The organism is Prevotella ihumii, assembly GCF_900155655.1.
Classification (GTDB): Bacteria; Bacteroidota; Bacteroidia; order Bacteroidales; family Bacteroidaceae; genus Prevotella; species Prevotella ihumii.
Map to the genome: position 1 here is coordinate 68492 of NZ_LT707005.1, position 23178 is coordinate 91669.

Genomic DNA, 23178 nt, shown 5'->3' on the forward strand with positions numbered 1-23178 from the left:
TATCAGTAGGCAAGAAAGCACTTTCAACCTTTTGAACCCACCAAAACAGACTAACGAAAAAGAAAGAATATAGATATGGGAAAAGTAATTTTAACTGGTGACCGCCCAACGGGCAAACTTCACCTTGGACACTATATAGGTTCGTTGCGCCGTCGTGTAGAACTCCAAAACGCAGGCGACTTCGATAAGATGTTTGTCTTTATGGCAGACGTACAAGCACTGACAGACAACGCAGAGAACCCTGAAAAGATTCGTCAGAACATCATCGAGGTGGCATTAGACTATCTTTCGGTAGGCTTAGACCCAACCAAGTGTACGCTTTTTATACAAAGTCAGATACCAGAGATAGCCGAACTCACCACGTTCTTTATGAATCTCATCAGTGTAAGTCGTGTTCAGCGCAACCCAACGGTGAAGACAGAGATAAAGATGCGCAACTTTGAGGCAAACATTCCTATGGGTTTCTTCAGCTATCCTGTATCTCAGGCAGCCGACATAGCAGCATTTAAAGCTACGACAGTTCCAGCTGGCGAAGACCAAGAACCAATGTTGGAAGTGGCTCGCGAGATAGTTCGCCGTTTCAACACCATCTATGCTCCTGTGCTTGTTGAACCTAATATTATGCTTCCTGAGAATGTTACGGCTCGTCGCCTCCCTGGTACTGATGGTAAAGAGAAGATGAGCAAGAGCCTTGGCAATTGTATTTACCTTTCTGACGATGCTGATACAGTATGGTCGAAGGTGAGGGGAATGTACACCGATCCTACCCACTTGAACGTTTCAGACCCAGGTCACGTGGAAGGCAATGCTGTGTTTACCTATCTTGATGCCTTCTCAACAGACGAAGACTTTGCAGAGTTTTGGCCTGAATTTGCCAATCTTGACGAATTGAAAGCTGCTTATACAGCAGGTGGCATTGGCGATATGAAGTGTAAGAAGTTGCTCAATAACGTTCTCAACAAGATGCTCGACCCAATTCGTGCACGTCGTCATGAATTTGAACAAGACATTCCTGAAATCTACAACATTCTCCGTAAAGGCTCTGACGCAGCACGTGAAACCGCAGCACAGACAATGGCTGAAGTGAAAGCAGCTATGCAAATCAATTACTTTGATGATGCTGAGCTAATCCGCAGCCAGGCAGAACGCTTCAAAAAAGATTAAGAACTACAAAAATAAACTCGTACAAAAATCCCACTCAAGGTGCAAACTTTGAGTGGGATTTTTGTATCTCTTAGGTTGAGAAGGTCTACCGAATGAGGATTATTTCAGTACTTTTACAATTCTTCTCAAGCCCTCTTCCAATGTAGCACGTGGACAAGCAAGGTTTATTCTTATATACCCCTCGCCATCACGATCGCCATAGATAGTACCAGCGTTTACTTGTACCTTGCCTTCGTGCACCAGTTTGTTAGCGAGCGCATCAGCCGAAAAACCACTCGCATTGATGTCTACCCAAGCCAGATATGTACCTTCCAATTTTATCACCTCATACGCAGGCAATTCTTTTTGGAATGTTTCTTTTAGCAAAGCATAATTGTCAGCCACGTAGTCCATCAGTTCGTTCACCCAGTCTTCGCTCTCGTTATATGCAGCCTCTAAGGCTATTGGCCCGAAAGGATTGACATCGCACACCTCAAAAATATTGATAGCACGATTAATACGCCTGTACCACTCCTTATTAGCACAAATAATGTTGGCAATCTGTAAGCCCGCAATGTTGAAATTCTTAGTTGGCGAGTTGCATATAACGCTGTTTTGCTGACACTCGTTGCTCACTGTGGCAAAAGGTGTAAAGGTATAGCTCGGCATAATCAGCTCGCAATGGATCTCATCACTAATCACTTTCACATCGTGGCGCATACAAATGTCGTTCATACGTGCCAATTCGTCTTTTGTCCACACACGTCCTGCAGGATTGTGCGGATTGCAAAGCAAGAATAACGTGGTCTTTTCGTCGGCACACTTTGTTTCAAAATTGTCCCAATCTACAACGTATGTATCGCCTTCACGCTTCAACGGACTTTCTAACACTTGTGTACCCTGATTGCGAATACAAGAGTAGAAGCAGTTGTAAACAGGTGTTTGAATGAGAACCTTCTCGCCTGGCATAGTCAAAGCGTGGATAGCGGCACTAATGGCAGGAATAACGCCCGTGGTATAAATAATCCATTCTTTATCTATTTCCCAATTGTGGCGACGCTTAAACCAACTTGTAATAGCCTCGTAATAACTATCGCCTACAAGGGCATAGCCAAATACGCCGTGTTTAGCACGTTCTTCCACGGCTTTGCGAATGGCAGGAGCAGCGGCAAAATCCATATCGGCTACCCAAAGCGGAATAATTCCGTCCTCTTTCTCCTCGTCCCATTTCACGCTGTTTGTGCCACGACGGTTGATGATTTCATCAAAATTGTATTTCTTCATTCTGGTTAATGATTAATTAATGGGAATGTCAGACTTGTCGGACGGGTCGGACGGGTCGGACAAGTCGGACGGGTCCGACCTATCTGACCAACCCAATAAAAATTCTAAGAACGCTTTTTAGGCTTCCTCTATCACACAATCTTTACCCTTGGCAAACTCATCGTAAGTCACTTTGCCCACCTTTTCGGCTACAATTTTTCCTGAAATAGGATTTTTGATTTCAGTAATTGCGCCCTTTATCTTTGCGTCAATGTTGCGGCTGTCTTCAAAGGCACGGTCGCAAGCTGCATCAAAGGTGCAATCTTCCAATACAATACCGTCCAAATAACACAAAGGTTGTTCGCCACTGATGTGACAGCGTACAAGTTTCACGTTCTTGCTGTGCCAAGCCAAATATTCACCATCGAGCACAGAGTCGTAAACTGTAACGTTCTCGCACTCCCAGAACGAGTCCTTGGTGGTAATCTTTGCGTTGTGCACCTCTACATTCTTGCAGTATTGGAACACATATTTTGAATCGGAAACCAATCCGTCTACATATATATTATTGCTGAACATAAAAGGATAAGTGCCATCGTGCAACTCTACATTCTTGAGCTTCAAGCCGTCCACCTTCCAGAAAGTTTCGTCAGCATCGGTAATTTTCACGTTTTCAAGCTCTACATTCTTCATCTCACGGAAGAACTTAGGGCCGTCAATTACGCAGTCGCGCATCACCATATCGGTAGAATACCAAATGGCAGAGCGTGAACCAGGGGCAAAATAACAATTGGTAATAACACTCTTGTCAACGTGCCACCAAGGATATTTGCCATAAAACTTAGAGTTATCACACTCTAAATTCTCACAACACTTGATGCCCGACTCTCCATCAACAATCTCAATGTTCTCCATACGCACGTTTTTTGCGCCAAAGAGAGGGCGTTCACCGCCAAACTTCTTATCTTTTATAATTTCCATCTTTTGAATTTATCTTCCTTTTGAAGTTTTTAGTTTATTATCTATTTTGCAAATATACGAATAAAAAACTATTATCCATAGGAAATTATTAAAATATTTCCCGAATTGCAAAACTTTAAACTTTAATTTCGTTTTCTGCAACTAACTTCGTTTGTTTAATGAAAGTTAATAGTGTTAAATACTCTGCTGAGAATAGTCGCAAAATCAGCTTCTGAACTTTTTATTGCACACGTGCAAAATATGTGCGTGCATTGGTAATAAACTGATAGTCTGCAAGTTGTACACTTATGGGGTATCTCTGTGCAACGAAACATAAGGCTTTTACCAGCCGTATAGAACAGTATAGGTTACGAAAGGGTTAAAAATGAGCGTAAAACATATATGTCTGACCTTGTCAAAGTTCAACTATGAGGGTGCAAAACATATATGTTTGGGGTTGTCAAAGTTGAACTTTGAGAAATAGAAAGATGAAACGTGAAAACGTAAAGCGTAATATAATTTATTTTACAACTTCTATTTCGCTCTTTTAAATGTTAAAATGTAGTTGTATGAACGATGATGAAAGATTTCTTACTTTTACGTTTTTGAAGATAAAAATACTTCTTCTATATTTCCTTAAAATGAGGAAGTTAGCTATAAAACACATCAAATAATGAAGTTTTTAGTTCAATCTCTATTATTTATTTGATTTTTATGAAAAAATCTTCCACACCATATAGGGGTTTTTGTATGTTTCATCGTTTTATAGTTAAAGCGCAGCCTACTGTGTAGCTTAATAAATGACAAAATAAACATTTTACGTAGTAAAAGATAATGAAATTTAAAATTTTCGCACTATCTTTGTGCTGCCTACTGACTTACGGCGTAGCTTTTGCGCAAACCGATGCTACCGAAATGCCTCGCAAGAACGAGTTTCGGATAGGTTATAGCGATGGGCAAACCCTTGGCAAAGCAAGTTTTTGGGGGATTGGTTTGGGCAATGCTGTGAGCGGCACTACTCGTAAAAAAGACGAAGCAACGGGAGTGTTCAGTGTAGGTTATCGTTATAGTATAAACAGACTCAGAATTGGTATTGATTTAGGTTTGGTCACAGTAACGAGTACATACGACTGGCAAGGAAGTGGAAGCGAAGATATAAGACGCACACAGAGCAACTTTATGGTGATGCCTGTGGGCGAATTTCTATATTATAAGCGAGGTGTAGTGGAGCTTTATGGTTCGCTTGCAACAGGAATAGACATCACTTCCACATCGGAAAAAGGCCTAACAAGGCGTGGTATAGAGTATGCCGTTACGAAGCACGTTGCCGATGTTGATTTTGCCTTTCAGGTAAATCCCATTGCCCTCCGCATAGGAAACAACCACATAGGTGGCTTTCTTGAAGCAGGAGTAGGCTATCGAGGATTTGTTACAGGCGGACTAAGCCTTCGATTCTGACGCAGCATAAATTTATTTATGGTTGACGAACGAAAAGAAAAGTTTAAAATAAGATTTGAGAAATACTACTCTATGTTGTGCAGAATAGCATACGGGTATGTTTCCAATGCCGACGATTGCGAAGACATTGTACAAGAGCTCTTTGTGAACGTTTGGAATAAAGAAAAAGACTTGTTGTCGGAAGAAGAGTTTTTGGCTTACATCAAAATCTCTGTTCGCAATAATTGTCTTACTTTCTTGCGTCAAGGGCGAACCTTTGATAAGGTTTCGGCAGCTGAAGAGTCGGCAGCCTTGGCCACCATAACCGATGAGGAAGAACCTACACGCGACCTCAACGAACTGTTGGAACATTTGTTGGAGCGTATGTCGCCAAAGTGCAGGGAAATCTTTATGATGAGTAAACTACAAAAGATGAAATATAAAGAGATAGCAGCTAAGTTGGACATCTCTGAAAAAACGGTAGAAAGCCAGATGGGAAAGGCAATTAAGATATTGCGCTCGTTTGTGTCCAATCGTGCAACTATTCTGCTTTACTTAATCGCAAACTTCATAACATATAAACTATGAGAACGATGGAATGTGTAGACGATATATTGGCACGCCAATTGGTGGGTGAAGCCTTGGCAGCCGATGAACAACAGTCGTTGGACAAATACATACAAGAACATAACAACGAGTTCGCCAAGATGGAAAGCTTGATGAACGACCTTGAAGGCGCAGAACGTATATTCTCCGTCGATACTGCTGCAGCTTGGCAAAAGGTTGAGGCTCGATTAGAAGTAGAGAAAAAGCCAACCCTTTTGCGCCGACTTTATCCAGTTTTGGCAGTAGCGGCATCATTGCTTTTGCTCTTTGGCATAGGTACAATGGTTTACAACCAGTTCTTCACCACTGATGTAACTTTTGCTAACGCTACCCAAACCATTAAAACCATTACCCTCCCTGATGGGTCTACAGTAAAGCTTTCGCCTAATGCAGAGTTGGCTTACACGGAAAGCGATGGAACAAGAAATGTAGAACTTAAGGGTAAAGCCTTCTTTGATGTAAAGCACCAAGACGAGCCTTTTGCTGTAGAAACTGGCGAATTGAAGGTAGAAGTTTTGGGAACATCGTTTACTATTAATTCTGAAAAGGCTGCCAACCAAGAGGTTACGGTGGCTACGGGTAGAGTAAGAGTAACAAGTGGTAACGATGATGTGGTATTGACCAAAGGCGAGCGCGTGTCTTACGAAGCAGGCAAACTCTCTGATGTGAAAAAGAGCGATGCAAAGGTAACAAACGTAAGTCTTGTTTTCGAAAATACACCTATTACAACTGTAATAGCCCAACTTGAAAGCGAGATGGATGTGAAGATAGACTTAGGCGAAGGCTTAGATAATAATAAGATTGCAACCCGATTAAGTTTGAGCAACCCAAGCAATGTGGTGAAAGAATTGTCGCTACTCTGTAATTGTAAGTACGATTCTATTTCTCCTTTGCACTTTAAAATGTACAGATAATGAGCTGAAAACCCTTGTGGCCAATGCATAAAATTCTGTTGATGCTTATGCTGGTCTTTTCCTCCTTATCGGTGAAAGGGCAAAGCACAGTGGCAGAAGAAGTAATCAGGTTTGATGCTTCTTCTGCTTCTGTGCATACTTGGTTTAATAGAATTGAGCGACAAGCACACATCACGCTTTCGTATAATGCGATGCTTATTGATACCAAGAAGAAAGTTGGGGTAGGGGTAGCAGGACGAATGAAGGTGGAACAGTTGTTGGCTGTTTTGCTGCAAGGTTACGACTACAAACTTATAGCATTGCCCGATCGAAAACTGCTCATTCAGGTAGGAGACAAGAACGATATACCTATAAAAACAGAAGCCCTACCCTTGGCATTGGAAGACAGGGTGTTGCACATTGACAATAAGCCTGCTACGGTGGGCAAATGGTTTCAGCTTATAGCCGAACAAACCCAAGTAAAGATAACATACGCCTTTCTTTCGCTTAATTTAAGTCGTGAAGTGAAGTTCGAACGCAGTGGTGAAATCACCATTGGACAGCTCTTAAAGGTGCTGTTGAAGGATTATGACTATCAGTTGCATCACCGTAAGGAGAACGAACTTTACATCTCGGTCATTCGCTCGTTGGCTGTCAATATTACAGGCGTTGTAGCCGAAGAGGTTACAAACGAGAAGTTGCACGCTGCACAGATATATCTTACTGATGCCAGTGGAATGGTGCGCTTTGTGCAAACCGATGCGAATGGCGTGTTCAATATCAATGTTGGGCGAGGCAAATGCAAGTTGGTAGCCTCTTATTTGGGTTATGCTTCTTGCGAAAAACATTTCTCTGTAGATGCCGACACGATGCTCTCTATCAAGTTGGCTTCTATTCCTTACGAAATTAAAAACGTGAAAGTGCAACGCCGTAAGAGCAACGAAGAGATGAGCGATGTTGCACCTTCTAATATGATTTCGTTTACTAATTCCGACTTGTTCTCGCAAATTAGAAGTTTACCAGGTGTATCTATTGCTACTGCTAATTCGGGTATGAACGTGTTTGGAGGTGGTACGGACGAAAATATTACTTTGTTGGAAGGTTTCCCAATGCACAATGTGAACCACTTGAACTCTATGCTTCCGCTCTTTAATGGTGATGCTATTAAGAGTGTGTCGTTCTACAATAGTTTCATTCCTACGCAATACGAAGGGCGTCTTTCATCGGTTACAGATGTGCGGTTGCGCGATGGTAATAAGCAACAGTTTGCCAATACGCTCTCTTTGGAAATGCCTTCTGCATCGGCAGTGTTGGAAGGTCCTATCGTGAAAAACAAACTGTCGTACCTTGTGGCAGGGCGGCATAGTTGGCTCAACTTCTTTGATAGCTTTCTAACAAGTAAGGAAAAAATGAACCATACGTTCAGCGATTTGAATTTAAAACTTGCGTGGGATATAGACTCTGTTACCTCGTTAAAGCTCACCGTATATAACTCTACAAACGACTATAAGTTCCCTGAACAGAGCAGTTCATCGCCTATGCTGCATTGGAACAATCAAATGTATGCACTCCATTTCAACACTATTCTTAGTCCAAAGTTCTCCAATACTACATCGTTGGCTTTCTGTGTAAATGACAATAGTGCTAACGCTAAGGAGTTTGGGCTCGATACCATACCTAAGCTGAAGAGTGGTATTGATGCTTATTTCTTGAACACAGAGTTTACATATCACCCTGGAGGATTTTACACAATGCGATGGGGAATGAAAGCAAGTTTAGAGAAATATAAGTTGGCAACCTTTGGCTTGGGCACAGGAGCATTGAAAGAAGAGGTGAAACAGTTGTCTTTATTCTATGATACACGTCTGCGATTGACCGATTGGCTGTATGCACAAATGGGCTTAAACTACGTGCTTTATCTGCCAAAGTCGTCGCGTAAATATGGCAGTCTTCAGCCTCGTATCTCGCTAAAGTCCTCATTGGGCAACAACGACTTGCTCTTTGTGAGTGTTTCACGTATGGAACAGTTCCATCATCACGTGCCTTTGGCTGATATAACCGCATCGTTCGACTTCTTTATGCCAAGTATCAACAACTTTAAGCCTTGCAAATCTATCCATTACGAGGCAGGGTGGAGGCATTATTTCCCACAGGGAACGGTGGAATTGAGTGCTTATTACCGTCGAAGAAACAACATCTTGACCCTTAGCCCCAATAGCAACGTGTTGGACAGTCAATGGGACAAGTACATAATGTCGGGCGATGGAGAGGCTTATGGGTTGAACTTTTATATGTTTAACAAGTGGCGTCGATTAACTTGGCAATTGTCTTATACGTTGTCAAAGAGCAAAGAATGGTTCGATAAAATTAAAGAGCGAGGAAAACTACCTTCGCTTTACGATATGCCACACGTGATAAATGCTGTTGTAACATACGATATAGGAAAATGCTCGGCAGTAACTGTAGGGGGTAATTTCCATTCGGGTAAGATACTCTACGACCCATTCTATCTTGATTTGGGCAATACTTTGGAGAGCTTTAGAACGATGAAAGACCCGTTCAGATACCGCATTGATGCAAGTTATTCGTATCGTACAGAGTTCAAAGGGTATAAGCTGTTGGTACGCTTAGGTTTATACAATGTCTTTGGAAATCCGTCCGAAGACGAAATGTTGTACTACTTCTCGTACAAAGTGAATGGAAAGCGTGTGCCGTTTGGGTCGATAACTTTCAAGTTCTAATTCGATTACTTTTGAGTTCTAAAAGGTGGTTTAAGATAAAAAGGGTTAAACTTTGCACTATGAAGAAAGGAGTTTGCACAATGCAAATTACGCTTTTATAAACTTAGCTTTGCACAAACTCCTTTTTATAATTCTATGTTCTAATTTGAGAAGTGAAGCTTATTTGATTGCTTTGTTAGAACTTTTCTGCAATAACCTTTGCTTCTTCTCCTTCAAAATATAGAATTTCTGTGATTGCTTTGTAGCGCAATTGATCAAATTGATATAGGCATATTGCAGCAAATTGATGGTCGTCTGAGACTGCTAATTCTAAAAGATAATTGCCTAAACCTGACTCTTGAAGGTGTTCAACATTCTGTGCTCGTGCTACGATGTCTGAACTATTGCCACGAAGGAATTGAGCTATTTTGCTGCCAACTTCGGCCGAATACTCCTTCTTGTCGCACTTTATGGTGCTATTGGTTGGGTTATAAACTGCCTTTTTGCTGAATAAAGACTTCTTGATAGATATACGTAAATCGGTAGATAGGACATCGCCCATCTGTAAACTATTGATATTTGCCATTTTAAAATTAAAGTGTTTGTTGTTGATTATTTGTGATATTGATGGTTTGAGTTTGAGATTTTAGAACTGTTGGTATTGCTAATTAAACCAAAAACGTTCAATGTTTCCCCAATAACAATCAATATCTAAATAATCAAATGCCGAAGTCGAAAAACGTAATAGTCCGACTGCGGCACAAGCATTATTCTACTTGTCGGAGACGCCTGCAAGTCTTTATAATGCCTAAAGAATACATCTTTAAAAATAAAATATGGTTTTGTACGTGTTGTGTTATTGCTAAATGAAGTGTAAGAGGTAGAAACAATACGTTCAGGACGTGAACTGCAAAGGTGCATCAATTGCGATGCATCACTTATCATAGCTTGTTGTTTTTGCTGGCTTTTGCTGAACGTTAGCCAGTGTTCCACCAACTCTTGGTCGTCAGAAACGTTGGTTGCGCTCGCTTTTTGTTGCCAACAACCCATGGTCATTAGCAAGAATAGCAGCATTATATGTAGCCAACGTTGTTTCATCTTTCCATTTATCAATTTTACAACATCTCTTTCAAAGCTGTTAACACTTGTTTTGCAAGTATTGCAAGGCTTCGTGAGAATGGCTGCAAAGATAATCTAAAAACTTGAATAGAACGAAAAAACAAATACTTTTTGCGCACGTTTGCAAAATATCTTATAACTTTGTAACGCACAAGATGTGAATTATTAACTTACATAACATTAAAAATAAGATTTATGAAGAAACCCTATCTTACTTTACTACTCCTTTTCTTAGGCGTGTTCTCTGCATTTTCACAGAGCACTTTTACGCTCCTTCCCAAGTTCAACGTGGGTGATACGCTCACTTATGAATTTACTGGAAGCAGCGTTATATTAGGTTCTGAAGAACCCACAAATCCTTCTAAACACGTGTACGACCTCATTGTGAAAGATGTAGATGCGAATGGTAACTTTAAAATAGACTATGTTCTAAAAGCAATAGATTTAGCATTTGATGCTGACGAAATAAAAGAAATGCCTTTTTTAAAGCAGTTTGCGGAGTTCTACACTAAAGATATGCTTCGTCTGCCTATACATCTTACGGTAGAAAGGTCGGGTAAATTGGCTAAAATAGACAATGCTGAAGAAATCACCACGCTATGTCTTAAAAAGGTGCGACCAACTTTAAAGAAATGGGCAGAGGAACTTTCAAAAGAAAAAATAACAGATGAGGCAGCTGATAGTGTTATCCGAGAAAAGTGGGACAACGACTTAGTAAGTACAGTGTTTGAAGAAATTCCAGCTATGTTTAAGTACTATGGCAAACCATTGATGTATGGTCGGTCGCAAACAGTCGATTCTGTTACCACCAATTATACCATTGCTAAGATGGATGATGGCGGCATTTGGCTCAAAACAAAGATAGATATGATGAAAGGAAAAGATGGCGAAAGCGTGGGAATCGACCTTGCTATGGTTGAAAACGAGGAAGGTTCAGAGGGTGAAGACGAGTTAGACTATGTTGATATTACGTTCTTCGAATTTGAGGACTACAAATTTTTACCTAACGGACTTCTAAAGTTTCTCTCTTATAAAATGGAGTTGGGTAGCGGAGAGCCAGGTGAAAATGCTGGCGGAATGTCAGGTAAGACAACACTAACCTTGTTGAAACACACTTCGCAACACTAATTTTTAGAAATAGAATACATAGAAAAAGGCAACCAACGACGATGTTTGGTTGCCTTTTGTTTTATCTTGTGTTCGTCCGAACTATAGCTTTCGTTATTAACATTGAGTGTTTAGGAAATCCAAACTACCACTTCTGTTAAATAACGATAATCCTTTTGTTCGTCCGAGCCCTAATTTCTTGTGGTTAGAGGTTAGCGTTATCCTTCTTCCACTCCTCAACAGCAGGGATGATACCCAAACCTACAATCTCCTCACGCATCTTGCAGAGGTGTTCGTATGAAGCCTTCAATGCTGCCATTTCTTCATCTGTGCCAGTTGGCATTTCGTAGTGAACACCAGTTGTGTCGATAGTTGTAGGCATAGCCATCATAACGTTCTTGAAGCCGAGCTTATCGTCGTTAACGTAGCAACCTGCAGGAAGAGTAAACTTCTCACCACCCATAGCAGCCTCAATCATCTTCACTGCATTGTGTGCAGGGCTTTGGAATGAGCTACGACCACGAAGTTTGATAATGCGTGAACCGCCCTGAATAGTGTTGTGCTTTACTTCTGCCCAACGTTCTTCAGACAAATTCATTTCAGCCAATGGCTTTCCATCAATCTTAACCTTTGATGCAAATACAGCCATCTGTTCACCGTGACCACCGTATGTGTGTGCACCAGTTACCTTATCTTGCTGTACACCAAATTCAAGAGCCAATGCTTGTTGCAAACGAGTAGAGTCGAGTGCTGCCAAAGATGTAAGTTGGTTTGGCTTCAATCCAGAGTGGATAAGTGCAGTAAGTGCTGTAACGTCAGCAGGGTTGAAGATTACTACAACGTGCTTTACTTCTGGGCAGTACTTCTTAATGTTTTCACCAAATTCAGCAGCAATCTGGCAGTTGCCTTTGAGGAGGTCTTCGCGAGTCATACCTTCCTTACGTGGCGCACCACCTGAAGAAATGATATACTTAGCACCTGTGAATGCTTCTTCTGGGTTAGTAGTCCAAGTAACGTTAGCACCAGGGAAACCGCAGTGAGCAATTTCGTCTGCCACACCGTGAAGTCCTGGTTCGTAGATGTCATAGAGACATACGTTAGGAGTTAAACCGAGTGTAAGTACGCTCTGAGCCATGTTTGAACCAATCATACCGCCTGCACCGACGATAACAAGTTTCTCGTTTGTTAGAAATGACATAATTGTTTGTTTTTTTATTTATTAATTATTGATAATCCTCTATTCTTTTATTATCTGCAAATTTAATAAATTCAAACTAAATAATCGCATAATTTCAACTCTAATTTGTTATTTTATGCAAAAGTCTAAGTTTTGCTATCTGTACTTATCAAAACACGTTCTATACACCGCTAATTTATATCACTCTTTCGTTAGACGCTTCTTTTTTTCGCTCTTATGTTTTGTAATGAAACTTTAAAAATATCGTTATGAAAGCTAAAGCTTCTCCTTTTTTGTCTGTTTAACCCAAATCGCTTTCTATGTTAAAATCCAAATGTTTTGACCATTATTTTCAATTTATGCTGAGATTTTATAATCAGGGGTGAATGTTTGGCGGTTTCTAACCATTGCAGTGACCAAATGCACAAGTTTGTTCTTGACATTGTTCAATGCAACTTGCTTCTTCTTTCCTCGTTCCACGAGGCGCATATAGTACCTCGCCATAACGGGATTGAATTTGACGGCAGCCAGTGCAGCTTGTGTCAGCATGGCCTTTATCTGGCGGTTCGCCATATAATGTACATGCGGATCAGAATGCACACTGGTGCCAGAGTCTTTTCCGAATGGGGCTAAGCCGTAATAGCAGGCAATCTTGCGCGAGTCGTAGTTGAAACGACGGAAGTTGTCTGTATACACCATCAGACAGACAGCGTTCTGCGTTCCTATGCCAGGCACCGAGGTCACGATTGTGAACACCTCGGTGAGCTCTTCGTCCGACTTAATGAGCTCGGCGATTCGCTTGTCTATCTTCGCAACTTCCTTGTTGAGTTCTGACACGATATGCCTTCCGCTCTGCGAGATCATCGTCTTGATAGGCGATTTCTCCATGGTGAGCTTCTTCTCGCCTCTACGCACCTGAAAGCTGCATCTATGGCGTACCACCATTTGACGATACAGAAACAGCTCTCGTAGTTGTGCAAGTGACTCGCTAAGTGGCTCGTACATAACGGCTTTGTCGTGATTTCTCATAGCGTATTCTGCAATCATCGAGGCGTCGGCGCGGTCAGACTTCAATCGTCTGAGACCTGATGCGTCCTTGATGCTCTTGGCGTTCTCAAGCCACATGTCGTAGCCTTTGCCGTAGAGGAAGTTGCATAGTCCTTTGCTGTAGTCGCCAGTATTTTCACCGCAGAAGAGCCACAGGGAGGGGTCGATGCCGTAGGAATTCTTCTCCACCCACTTGACCAGTTGCTTGTAGCCAGACACTGTTGTCTTGAACTCGTTGAACACTCTTGGGGCCGTTTCTGTCAGACCGTCTGCAAAAATGATAGCCACATCAACTTTTTCTTTCGAAAAATCAACTCCGATAAATAAATTCTTCATATATTTGTACAATTTTATTAAGTAGAATTGGTCGATAGTTGTATGGACTGGAACTCTAAATAGGCTTCGTGTCGATAACTTTCTATCTGGTCTTTGCAACTATGTCGATGAGGTCCGAAACGATTTATAGCTTTTAGCTGGGTCATTAGCTGGTTTACCTCTTCGACAGACCGATTCTACCTTTTTACAACAAAGGTACGAAACTGTCTTTAGCAATCATAGTTTTACCTTGATTATTTAATGTTTATGCGACTGCGTCGCATTCTTCTGCAAACTTAGAGGTCGTTAGACTTCTTCGAGATTTGCGAGCTTATTTTGAGCTATTTTCGTTTGTTTTTGAAGACGTTTAGCGCGCTAAACAACTGAAAAAACAAACGAAAAGAGCCAAAATAAGGTGCAAAGACGAAGAAAAGCATAACATCTAAACGCTTTAAAAAGTCTTTTCGGACTAATGACGATTTGGGTTTAATACATTTATAGTGCCCAAAATCGTTGTTCTAATTTTCTTTGTCTTATTATATAATAAGGTGTAATATGGTCTATGGTTCGCAGATATTTGCACAAATAAAAAATAAATGTGCAAATATAATAGAGCTTTAGAACAATATATGTAACTTTGCAACCACTTTTAAGAAGTATATTACTAATTTTATAAGGATTATGAAACAAAGAAAAGCGTGTGCTATTGTAGGTTTATTGGCAATAGCTTCAGCAGTTCAAGCAGGTGGTTATCTTACTAACACCAATCACAACATTGCGTTCAATCGTAACTTTGCCCGTGTGGGTACAATAGGTATTGATGGTGTATATAGCAACCCTGCTGGTGTAGCATTCCTTGAGAATGGTTTTCACGTATCATTCAACGTTCAGAATGTGTATCAAACTCGCACCATTACCTCAAGTATGACCCTCCCTGCATTGCAAGGCACTCCTTTTTATCAACCTTTCAAATTGAATGGTGGTAACGAAAATGGTGAAAAGCAATTTGTAGGTAAGGCATCTGTGCCTGTGCTTCCAAGTTTCCAGATTGCTAAAAACTACGATAAGTGGGGCTTCCAGTTAGGTTTTGGAATTGTTGGTGGCGGTGGCAAGGCTACTTTCAATGCAGGTTTGCCTTCATTCGAGCGTAGCATTTCTATGCTTCCTGCTTTGCTTTATAGCAAGGATCTCAAGAGTCCTACTCCTGGATATAGCGTAAGTAGTTATATCAAAGGTCAGCAGTACGACTTCGGATTGCAGTTGGGTACAACTTATAAGGTGAACGACAACCTCGCTGTATATGGTGGTGCACGTTTCAACTATATTTACAATAAGTACGAAGGCAATATCCTCAACATCTCTGCAAATATAGGTGGACAAAACAGAAACCTCTACGACTTCTTCTCTGAAACCGCTGTAGGACTTACCCAGCTTGCTTCTCAGTATGCTTCTCAGGCAGCTGCTGCAACCGACCCTGCTACCAAGGCTAAACTTGAGGGTGCTGCAAAGATGGTTGAAGGCAAACTTAAGGAAGTAAATGAGACAAAAGAAAAGGTAAAAGACAAGTATCTCGATTGTACACAACGTGGTTGGGGTATCACTCCAATCATTGGTATCGACTACCGCACAGGCAAATGGAACTTTGGTGCACGCTACGAGTTTACCACCAAGTTTAACATTCAGAACGATACCAAACGCGACGATACAGGTATGTTCCGTGATGGTGTGAACACCCCTAACGACCTTCCTGGCATCTTGGCAGTAGGTACACAATACTCAGTACTCGACAATTTGCGCCTTATGGCAAGTTTCCACTACTATTTCGACAAGGACGCACGTATGGCTAACGACAAGCAACGCCTCATCAAGAGCAACACACGCGAATACCTTGCAGGTGTAGAATGGGACGTAACTCCAGCCATTACCCTTAGTGCAGGCGGACAGTCTACACGTTATGGCTTGGGCGATGGTCAGTACTTATCCGACCTCAGCTATGTAACCAGCAGTTACAGCCTTGGTTTCGGTGCTAAAATTAAAGTGGCAAAGAATGCCCATTTGAATGTGGCTTACTTCTTTACCGACTACGAAAACTTCAAGAAGGAATACGAAACCACAATTCCTTCTGCCGTAGGCCCTATGAAGGCACAGAATGTTGACGACTTTACACGTACTAATAAGGTACTTGGCGTAGGTCTCGATATTAAGTTCTAAGCCTCTAAATCTCGGTTTTAATTAATATATTAAACGCTCTAAGTTTCCTCGTGATACTTAGAGCGTTTTTTCTAACTATCCCATTCCGTTACCCATTTGCACCTTTTTCTCTTTTTCGCTTTATTTTTTCTTTTCTTCTATTAATACTATCAAAAGTGTTAAATCCAACTATCATATTTCTCGTAAGTGCGCACGCAAGGGAAGTTGTACGCAAATAAGCGAAATATGCGTGTGCAATTGCAAGCTATTGTTTTACAGAGAGATATGAATATGTGCAATGAAATGTGCAAGAAAACAAGTCTTTAGAAGCGGAAATATAGGTGTCTAAATGTGTGATAAAGAATATTTTTACTCTCTTTTTTTGATATTTTAGCCTACCAAAGTTCAACGCTGACCGTGCCAAAGTTCAACTTTGAGCCCCTCAAACATATATGTTTGGCATTATCAGAGTTCAACTTTGATACGATATAAGTAGGCTATCTGTGTTATAGAATATAAAATAAGAAGTATCAAACAATGCTCTTTCGCTGTTTTAAGTGTTAAAACACCCTTTCTTTTTGTTAAAGAATTTCTGTCGAAGAGATTATTGACAAAATGTAATACAAGTTGTTAAAAGAATCATAGTATTTAGATTTTCGGCTTTACAGTTTGCTTGTTTCATTCCTTTTTATTATCTTTGCTTTACTAAATTTAGCAATGATATGACAAATACAATCAATGACCGCATAACCGAATTGCGCAACGTGATGCAACGTGTAGGTATTTCGGCTTTTATCTTTCCAAGTACCGACCCTCATCAAGGCGAATACATACCTGACCATTGGAAGGGTAGGGAGTGGATTTCGGGTTTCGATGGCTCGGCAGGTACAGCAGTTGTTACCCTAAAGCGTGCAGCCTTATGGACAGACTCACGCTACTTTATTGCTGCTACCGAACAGCTTGCAGACACAGAGTTTGTACTGATGAAAGAGCGCATTGCAGGCACACCCTCAATAGCTGAATGGTTGGCAAGCGAGTTTGAAGGTTGCGACGATGTAAATATTGGTGTCGATGGTTGGGTATGTTCCAACGCCTTTGTTACCGAACTTGTGGGTGCATTAGGCGAATTGGGCAACTTCTTTGTACAAACCGACTTCGATCCCTTGGCAGAGTTGTGGACCGACCGCCCCTCTATTCCTAAAAATAAGATAGAACTGCAACCAATAGCGTATGCTGGCGAAAGCACAACCTCAAAGTTGGCTCGTATTCGTGAGGCGTTGGCTGCTCAGTATGCTGATGGCATTATGGTTTCTGCGCTTGACGAAATAGCGTGGACGCTCAATCTGCGTGGTAGCGATGTACACTGCAACCCTGTGTTTGTGGCTTATCTGCTTATTGGAGCAAAGACCGCTAAACTCTTTGTTGATGCCGATAAGTTGACCGATGAGGTACGTGCATATTTGGCTAACGAAGGCGTAGAGGTGAAGCGATACGATGAAGTGCTTTCCGAATTGGCTGCATACAATGGTAGCAATTTGCTCTTAGATGGCAATCAGCTCAATTTCCAAGTGTTCAACGCTGTGGAAGAAGTGCTTACCCTCGTTGCCCCATCGCCTATTCCAGCAATGAAGGCTGTAAAGAACGAAGTGGAAGTGGAAGGCTTCCGCCAAGCTATGATACGCGATGGCGTGGCAATGGTGAAATTCTTGAAGTGGTTGAAACCCGCTGTTGAGGCTGGTGGCGAAACCGAAATATCATTAGACAAGAAGTTGACCGCATTCCGTGCTGAACAAGACCTGTTTAAAGGCATTTCGTTCGATACCATTGTAGGCTATGAAGCGCACGGAGCTATTGTGCATTACGAGGCTACACCCGAAACCGATATACCCGTAGCGCCTCACGGATTGGTGCTCATAGACAGTGGTGCGCAATACTTGGACGGCACAACCGACATTACCCGAACGATAGCTTTGGGCGATGTAACCGATGAGCAAAAGAAGATATATACCCTTGTGCTGAAAGGACATATACAGTTAGACCTTTGCAAATTCCCTGCTGGGGCTTGCGGTTCGCAGATTGACGCCTTTGCACGTGGTGCAATGTGGCGCGAAGGCTACAACTTTATGCACGGCACAGGTCACGGCGTGGGTAGCTACCTCAATGTACACGAAGGCCCTCACCAAATTCGTATGGAATGGCGACCAGCTCCGCTGAAGGCAGGAATGACCGTTACCAACGAGCCTGGTATTTATCTTGAAGGCAAGTTTGGTGTACGTATAGAGAATACATTGGTTATTCAGCCTTACAAGACAACAGCCTTTGGCGAGTTCCTACAGTTCGAAACCCTTACCCTTGCACCTATTGATACCGCTCCTATCGACTTCTCAATGATGACCACAGAGGAAGTAGAGTGGCTCAACGCATACCATAAGAAAGTGTACAATACCCTTTCGCCTTATCTTAACGATGAGGAAAAGGCGTGGTTGAAAGCAGCTTGTGCAACAGTATAAAAAGACTTAAAAAGACAATATAATATTCTTCTTAACGAATAAACAGTAAAAACAAAAGAAAGATAATGAAGAAAATTTTAACGATGATGCTTCTTGGAGTATCAATGGCAGCTTCGGCAGACAACAATCCGTTATGGATGCGCCATAGTGCCATTTCTCCCGATGGGCAGACTATCGCCTTTTCTTATCAAGGCGATATTTTTACCGTACCAGTGACTGGCGGTAGTGCTCGACAGTTGACCACCAACCCTGCTTACGATGCTTATCCTGTATGGAGCAACGACGGGCAGAAAATAGCTTTTGCTTCGTCACGTGAAGGAAGTTTAGACATCTATGTGATGGCGAAAGAAGGTGGAGCGCCCACGCGTCTTACCACCAATAGCGGCAACGAGTTGCCAATGACCTTTGTTGGAAACGACAAAGTGTTGTTTACAGCTTCAAATATGCCTACTGCAAAGTCTATCTTCTTTGCATCGGGCGTATTTCCACAAACCTACGAGGTAAGTGTTAAAGGCGGCAGACCACGCTTGTTTTCACCTTTGACAATGTGCGATGTGAGCGTAAATGCGGCAGGCGATATACTTTATCACGACCAAAAAGGCTATGAAGACAACTTCAGAAAGCACCACCGTTCGCCAGTGGCTCGCGATATATGGATGTATAGCAAAGGAAAGTATAAGAAACTGACCACCTTTGAAGGTGAAGACCGTACACCCGTATGGAGCAACGATGCGTCGGCTTATTACTACTTGAGCGAAGAAGATGGAACATTCAATGTGTACAAACGCAACATTGACGGAACAGGAAAGGTACAACTGACCCATCATAAGAAGAACCCTGTGCGTTTCCTCACTGCAGCTAAGAACGGCACATTGTGCTACGGCTATGATGGCGAAATCTATACACTTTCTGCCAATGGCGAACCTAAGAAGGTGAACATCAGTATCACCACCGACCAGATAGTGTCATCGCTCGACCGCCAATTGCGTACATCGGGTGCAACCGAAATCAAGGTGTCGCCTAACGGAAAGGAAGTAGCATTTATTCTTCACGGCGATGTGTATGTTACATCACTCGATTATAAGACTACAAAGCAGATAACCAATACAGCTGAACAAGAGCGCAATGTAGATGTTTCGCCTGATGGAAAGAGCATTGTATATGCTTCAGAACGTAACGGACTTTGGCAGATTTACCAAACTAAGATTAAGAGCGATAAGGAAAAAGAGTTTGCTTACGCTACCGACCTTGTGGAGGAACGACTGACCAATACCAACCAAACATCGCAGATGCCACAATATAGTCCTGACGGAAAGAAGATAGCTTACTATGAAAATAGAGCTTCGCTGAAGGTGATGGACTTGAAGAGCAAAAACGTTGTTACGGCTACCGATGGTCAAGATGTGTATTCTTATCAAGATGGCGATATATGGTTTTCATGGAGTCCTGATAGCCGTTGGATATTAGCACCTTATATGGGCAATGGCGGTTGGAATAACCCTGATGTGGCTTTGGTGGACGCTTCAGGCAAGAAACCTATTTACAACTTGACTCAAAGCGGTTATGGCGATGGCTATGCTAAGTGGGTATTGGGCGGAAAGGCTATGCTCTTTAGCAGCGACCGTGCAGGTTATCGCAGTCACGGAAGTTGGGGCTCGGAGAATGACGTTTACATTATGTTCTTCGACCTTGATGCTTACGAGCGTTTCCGCATGACAAAGGAAGAACGTAGCTTGGCTGATGCTGCTGAAAAGGAAAAGAAGAAGGCAGAGGAAGCTGCAAAGGAAAAAGACAAGAAGAACAAGAAGAAAGGCAAGAAAAACGCAAAAGCCGACAAGAAAGATGAGAAGAAAGAGGACGTGAAAGCATTGGCGTTCGACTTAGACAACTGTCGTGACCGTGTTGTGCGTCTTACTGTAAATTCGTCAGACCTTGGCGATGCTGTGCTCAATCCTGATGGCGACGTATTGTATTATCAAGCTGCTTTTGAAGGTGGGTACGACTTGTGGAAACACGACTTGAAAGAAAACAAAACACAACTTGTATTGAAGGGCATTGGTAGTGGTGCATTTGAGGCTGATAAAGACTTCAAGAACATTTACTATTGCTCACGTGGTAGCATCAAGAAGATTGACCTTGGTAAAAACTCTATTGGAAATGTAGACTTTGAAGCACGTTTCGATTACAAACCATTTGCTGAACGTGAATACATCTTCAACCACGTATGGCAGCAAGTGTACGACAAGTTCTATGTGGAAGATATTCACGGTGTAGATTGGGCAGGTTATAAGAAGATATACGAACGCTTCCTACCTTATATTAATAACAACTACGACTTCCAAGAGATGCTTTCAGAGTTGTTGGGCGAATTGAATGCTTCGCACACTGGTGCACGCTTCCGTCCTTATGGCGCAAGTTTGAATACCGCTTCGCTTGGTTTGTTCTTCGATAACGCTTACGAGGGTGATGGGCTCAAGGTAGAAGAAGTGATTAAGCGTGGTCCGTTTGCCGTAAAGAAAACAGGAGTTGAGGCTGGTTGCATCATCGAAAAGATAGATGGCGAACCTATCCTTGCAGGCAAGGACTACAACTATATGTTGGACGGTAAGACCAACCGCCCTGTACGTGTATCGGTTTACAATCCAAAGACCAAGAAGCGTTTTGATGTAACGGTGAAAGCCATTAGCAAGGGTGCTGAAGAAAACTTGCTTTATAAGCGTTGGGTAGACCGTAATCGTGCCCTCGTAGATAGCATTTCGGGTGGAAAGATTGCATACGTTCACGTCAGAGGTATGGATAGTCCAAGTTTCCGCACGGTGTATAGCGAATTGTTGAGTGCTGAGAACAGAATCAAGAAGGCTGTTATTGTGGACGAACGTCACAATGGTGGTGGTTGGTTGCACGATGACCTTTGCACGCTGCTTAGCGGTAAGGAGTATCAGAAGTTTATTCCTCACGGCAAGTATATTGGTAGCGACCCATTCAATAAGTGGAACAAACCATCGTGTGTGATGATTTGCGAGGACGACTACAGTAATGGTCAGGGTTTCCCACAGATATACAAGTATTTGGGTATTGGTAAACTTATTGGTGCGCCAGTAGCAGGTACGATGACTGCCGTATGGTGGGAAACACTCATCAATGGAATGGTGTTTGGTATTCCACAAGTGGGCTGCCAAGATATGAATGGCAAGTTTGCTGAAAACCAAACACTCAACCCTGATATTGAGGTTTACAACACACCAGAAGACTATATCAATGGTTACGACCGTCAATTGGTACGTGCTGTGGAAGAAATGATGAAGAAGTAGGCACATTTAACCTAAACCGCTCGTTAGAATGAGAATGTATTTTTAGGCTTATTTTGCATATATCAAAGGATCATAGCGGACTATGTGACTGCCGATATAGGCAAAATAAAGCCAAAATAAGGCAAAAAGACATCTCATAAGTTTCAATAATACTTGAAGTAACAGCTAAACTGGTCTAACGACGGTTTTGGGTTTAACCCAAATCGGTCGTTAGACTTCTTCGAGATTTGCGAGCTTATTTTGAGCTGTTTTTGGTTGTTTTTGAAGACGTTGACGAGAAATATTCGTTACCTACCCACACGATTTGTTATAGAGCCAATATTTTCAAAACAATAGGTTTTGGTGGCGCAAAACAGGCTATTTCGAAACCCAAAACAATAGGTCTACGTTTTGACATAAAACGTAAGCATCCAATATTAGCCGCCTTTGTGTAACATTCTTGCTTTACTACCTTTGCCCGAAAAACTTATGTTTGTACTCAACGAAACAAATGTTTTTCGGGTTTGTTGCACTCCTGTGGACATGCGTCAGGGTATTGTTCGCCTGTCCCAATTGGTACGCAGCAATGACTTCAATCCTTCTGATGGTGTTGTCTACGTTTTCTACAATCGATCCCGTAACCGAATTAAATTGCTGCACTGGGAACGCTGTGGTTTTGTCGTGTATCATAAACAGATGGCACAGGGTTGCCTGAGTCCTAAAATCATACGGGCGAGAACTGGATTTTATGAACTTCGCTGGGACGAATTGGTACTCTATATAGAAGGTATAAATCCTAATTGCTACCGAAGAAAAAGATACAATAAATCTTAGTATTTTCTTGCCAGTATCAGATATTTTTTGTAACTTTACATCGTATAAAGAACTGATAATGTGATGAATATGCCTTATTGCACAATGACATCTGACTACCATTCTCTCACTCGGGAAGCTGTTGTTAAACTTCTTGAGCAAAGGGATGCTGAACTTAACCCAAGTTTAACGGGCATAATTATTTTTCATAAATTTTCAGTGTGTTTTGAGGGTTTCAGGTTTGCTAAGTACTTAATAATCAGCCGTAGCGTTTTCTGAATACGGGCTAAATCTGATTTGTAGGACACCAGCATATCAATTTTTTTTTGTTACTTTGCACCTATGCACGCAAATGTACAGACACGTTTTAATCCGGCAACTGGTGAAAAGGCTCTTTATTATAGACTTAAAGAGTCGTATCGTGACGTGGCTGGACACGTACATTCGCTCATCCTGCTCAATATTGGTTTTGAACCTTCTCTCACAGCCTTGCAGGTGAGAAGGATTGCTTTTGCACTTACAGAGCGTTTTAACCCAAATCGGTCGTTAGACTTCTTCGAGATTTGCGAGCTTATTTTGAGCTATTTT

Annotated in this window: 16 protein-coding genes and 1 pseudogene; 11 read left to right on the plus strand and 6 right to left on the minus strand. The window is 41.9% G+C overall.

The annotated features are described in order from the left end of the window. Positions 1-75 precede the first annotated feature (75 nt). Positions 76-1164, plus strand: a complete 1089-nt coding sequence (gene trpS, locus CZ367_RS14320) for a tryptophan--tRNA ligase (RefSeq protein WP_077197608.1) — start codon at positions 76-78, stop codon at positions 1162-1164. A gap of 99 nt (positions 1165-1263) precedes the next feature. On the opposite strand, the gene CZ367_RS14325 is transcribed toward trpS, so the two are convergent. Continuing rightward, complete coding sequence (locus CZ367_RS14325) at positions 1264-2427, minus strand: MalY/PatB family protein (RefSeq protein WP_077197609.1); 1164 nt, start codon at positions 2425-2427, stop codon at positions 1264-1266. A 117-nt stretch (positions 2428-2544) separates the two neighbouring features. Next, positions 2545-3387, minus strand: a complete 843-nt coding sequence (locus CZ367_RS14330) for a DUF3737 family protein (RefSeq protein ID WP_077197610.1) — start codon at positions 3385-3387, stop codon at positions 2545-2547. Positions 3388-4200: 813 nt separating this feature from the next. On the opposite strand from CZ367_RS14330, the gene CZ367_RS14335 reads away from it, so the two are divergent. The 4 genes from CZ367_RS14335 (at position 4201) to CZ367_RS14350 (ending at position 9043) form a co-directional block, all read left to right on the plus strand. Beyond that, positions 4201-4824: a hypothetical protein gene (locus CZ367_RS14335; RefSeq protein ID WP_077197611.1), complete on the plus strand. Its 624-nt coding sequence runs from the start codon at positions 4201-4203 to the stop codon at positions 4822-4824. Between the two features lie 18 nt (positions 4825-4842). Then, the gene (locus CZ367_RS14340) at positions 4843-5391 is read left to right on the plus strand and encodes an RNA polymerase sigma-70 factor (protein WP_077197612.1); all 549 of its coding nucleotides are present in this window, start codon (positions 4843-4845) and stop codon (positions 5389-5391) included. Then, positions 5388-6323, plus strand: coding sequence for a FecR family protein (locus CZ367_RS14345; RefSeq protein WP_077197613.1), 936 nt, complete (start codon positions 5388-5390; stop codon positions 6321-6323). Before CZ367_RS14340 ends, CZ367_RS14345 begins: the two co-directional genes overlap by 4 nt. An 89-nt stretch (positions 6324-6412) precedes the next feature. Beyond that, positions 6413-9043: a TonB-dependent receptor gene (locus tag CZ367_RS14350; RefSeq protein WP_237581884.1), complete on the plus strand. Its 2631-nt coding sequence runs from the start codon at positions 6413-6415 to the stop codon at positions 9041-9043. A 175-nt stretch (positions 9044-9218) separates the two neighbouring features. Here CZ367_RS14350 and CZ367_RS14355 read toward each other — a convergent pair whose 3' ends face one another. Further along, the gene (locus tag CZ367_RS14355; RefSeq protein WP_077197614.1) at positions 9219-9608 is read right to left on the minus strand and encodes a hypothetical protein; all 390 of its coding nucleotides are present in this window, start codon (positions 9606-9608) and stop codon (positions 9219-9221) included. Positions 9609-9733: 125 nt separating this feature from the next. Continuing rightward, positions 9734-10120 (minus strand): hypothetical protein, encoded by a 387-nt coding sequence (locus tag CZ367_RS14360; protein ID WP_077197615.1) that lies wholly within the window; start codon positions 10118-10120, stop codon positions 9734-9736. Between the two features lie 216 nt (positions 10121-10336). On the opposite strand from CZ367_RS14360, the gene CZ367_RS14365 reads away from it, so the two are divergent. Next, positions 10337-11269: a hypothetical protein gene (locus CZ367_RS14365; RefSeq protein ID WP_077197616.1), complete on the plus strand. Its 933-nt coding sequence runs from the start codon at positions 10337-10339 to the stop codon at positions 11267-11269. Positions 11270-11453: 184 nt separating this feature from the next. Here the strand turns inward: CZ367_RS14365 and CZ367_RS14370 are convergent, their stop codons facing one another. Together CZ367_RS14370 and CZ367_RS14375 are read right to left on the minus strand one after the other, a co-directional pair. Then, positions 11454-12446 (minus strand): malate dehydrogenase, encoded by a 993-nt coding sequence (locus tag CZ367_RS14370; RefSeq protein ID WP_077197617.1) that lies wholly within the window; start codon positions 12444-12446, stop codon positions 11454-11456. A gap of 336 nt (positions 12447-12782) precedes the next feature. Beyond that, on the minus strand, positions 12783-13808 hold the full coding sequence (locus tag CZ367_RS14375) for an IS110 family RNA-guided transposase (RefSeq protein ID WP_077195509.1): 1026 nt from the start codon (positions 13806-13808) through the stop codon (positions 12783-12785). 660 nt (positions 13809-14468) lie between these two features. Here CZ367_RS14375 and CZ367_RS14380 point away from each other — a divergent pair. From CZ367_RS14380 to CZ367_RS15755, 5 genes and pseudogenes are all read left to right on the plus strand, one after another. After that, complete coding sequence (locus CZ367_RS14380) at positions 14469-15998, plus strand: OmpP1/FadL family transporter (protein WP_077197618.1); 1530 nt, start codon at positions 14469-14471, stop codon at positions 15996-15998. Between the two features lie 701 nt (positions 15999-16699). Beyond that, entirely contained in the window at positions 16700-18487 is a 1788-nt protein-coding gene (locus CZ367_RS14385; RefSeq protein ID WP_077197619.1) for an aminopeptidase P family protein, read from the plus strand. 65 nt (positions 18488-18552) lie between these two features. Next, positions 18553-21798: a S41 family peptidase gene (locus tag CZ367_RS14390; protein WP_077197620.1), complete on the plus strand. Its 3246-nt coding sequence runs from the start codon at positions 18553-18555 to the stop codon at positions 21796-21798. 468 nt (positions 21799-22266) lie between these two features. Then, the gene (gene tnpB / locus CZ367_RS14400) at positions 22267-22611 is read left to right on the plus strand and encodes an IS66 family insertion sequence element accessory protein TnpB (protein ID WP_077197622.1); all 345 of its coding nucleotides are present in this window, start codon (positions 22267-22269) and stop codon (positions 22609-22611) included. 321 nt (positions 22612-22932) lie between these two features. Next, positions 22933-23178, plus strand: a pseudogene (locus CZ367_RS15755) (hypothetical protein); the annotation flags it as partial.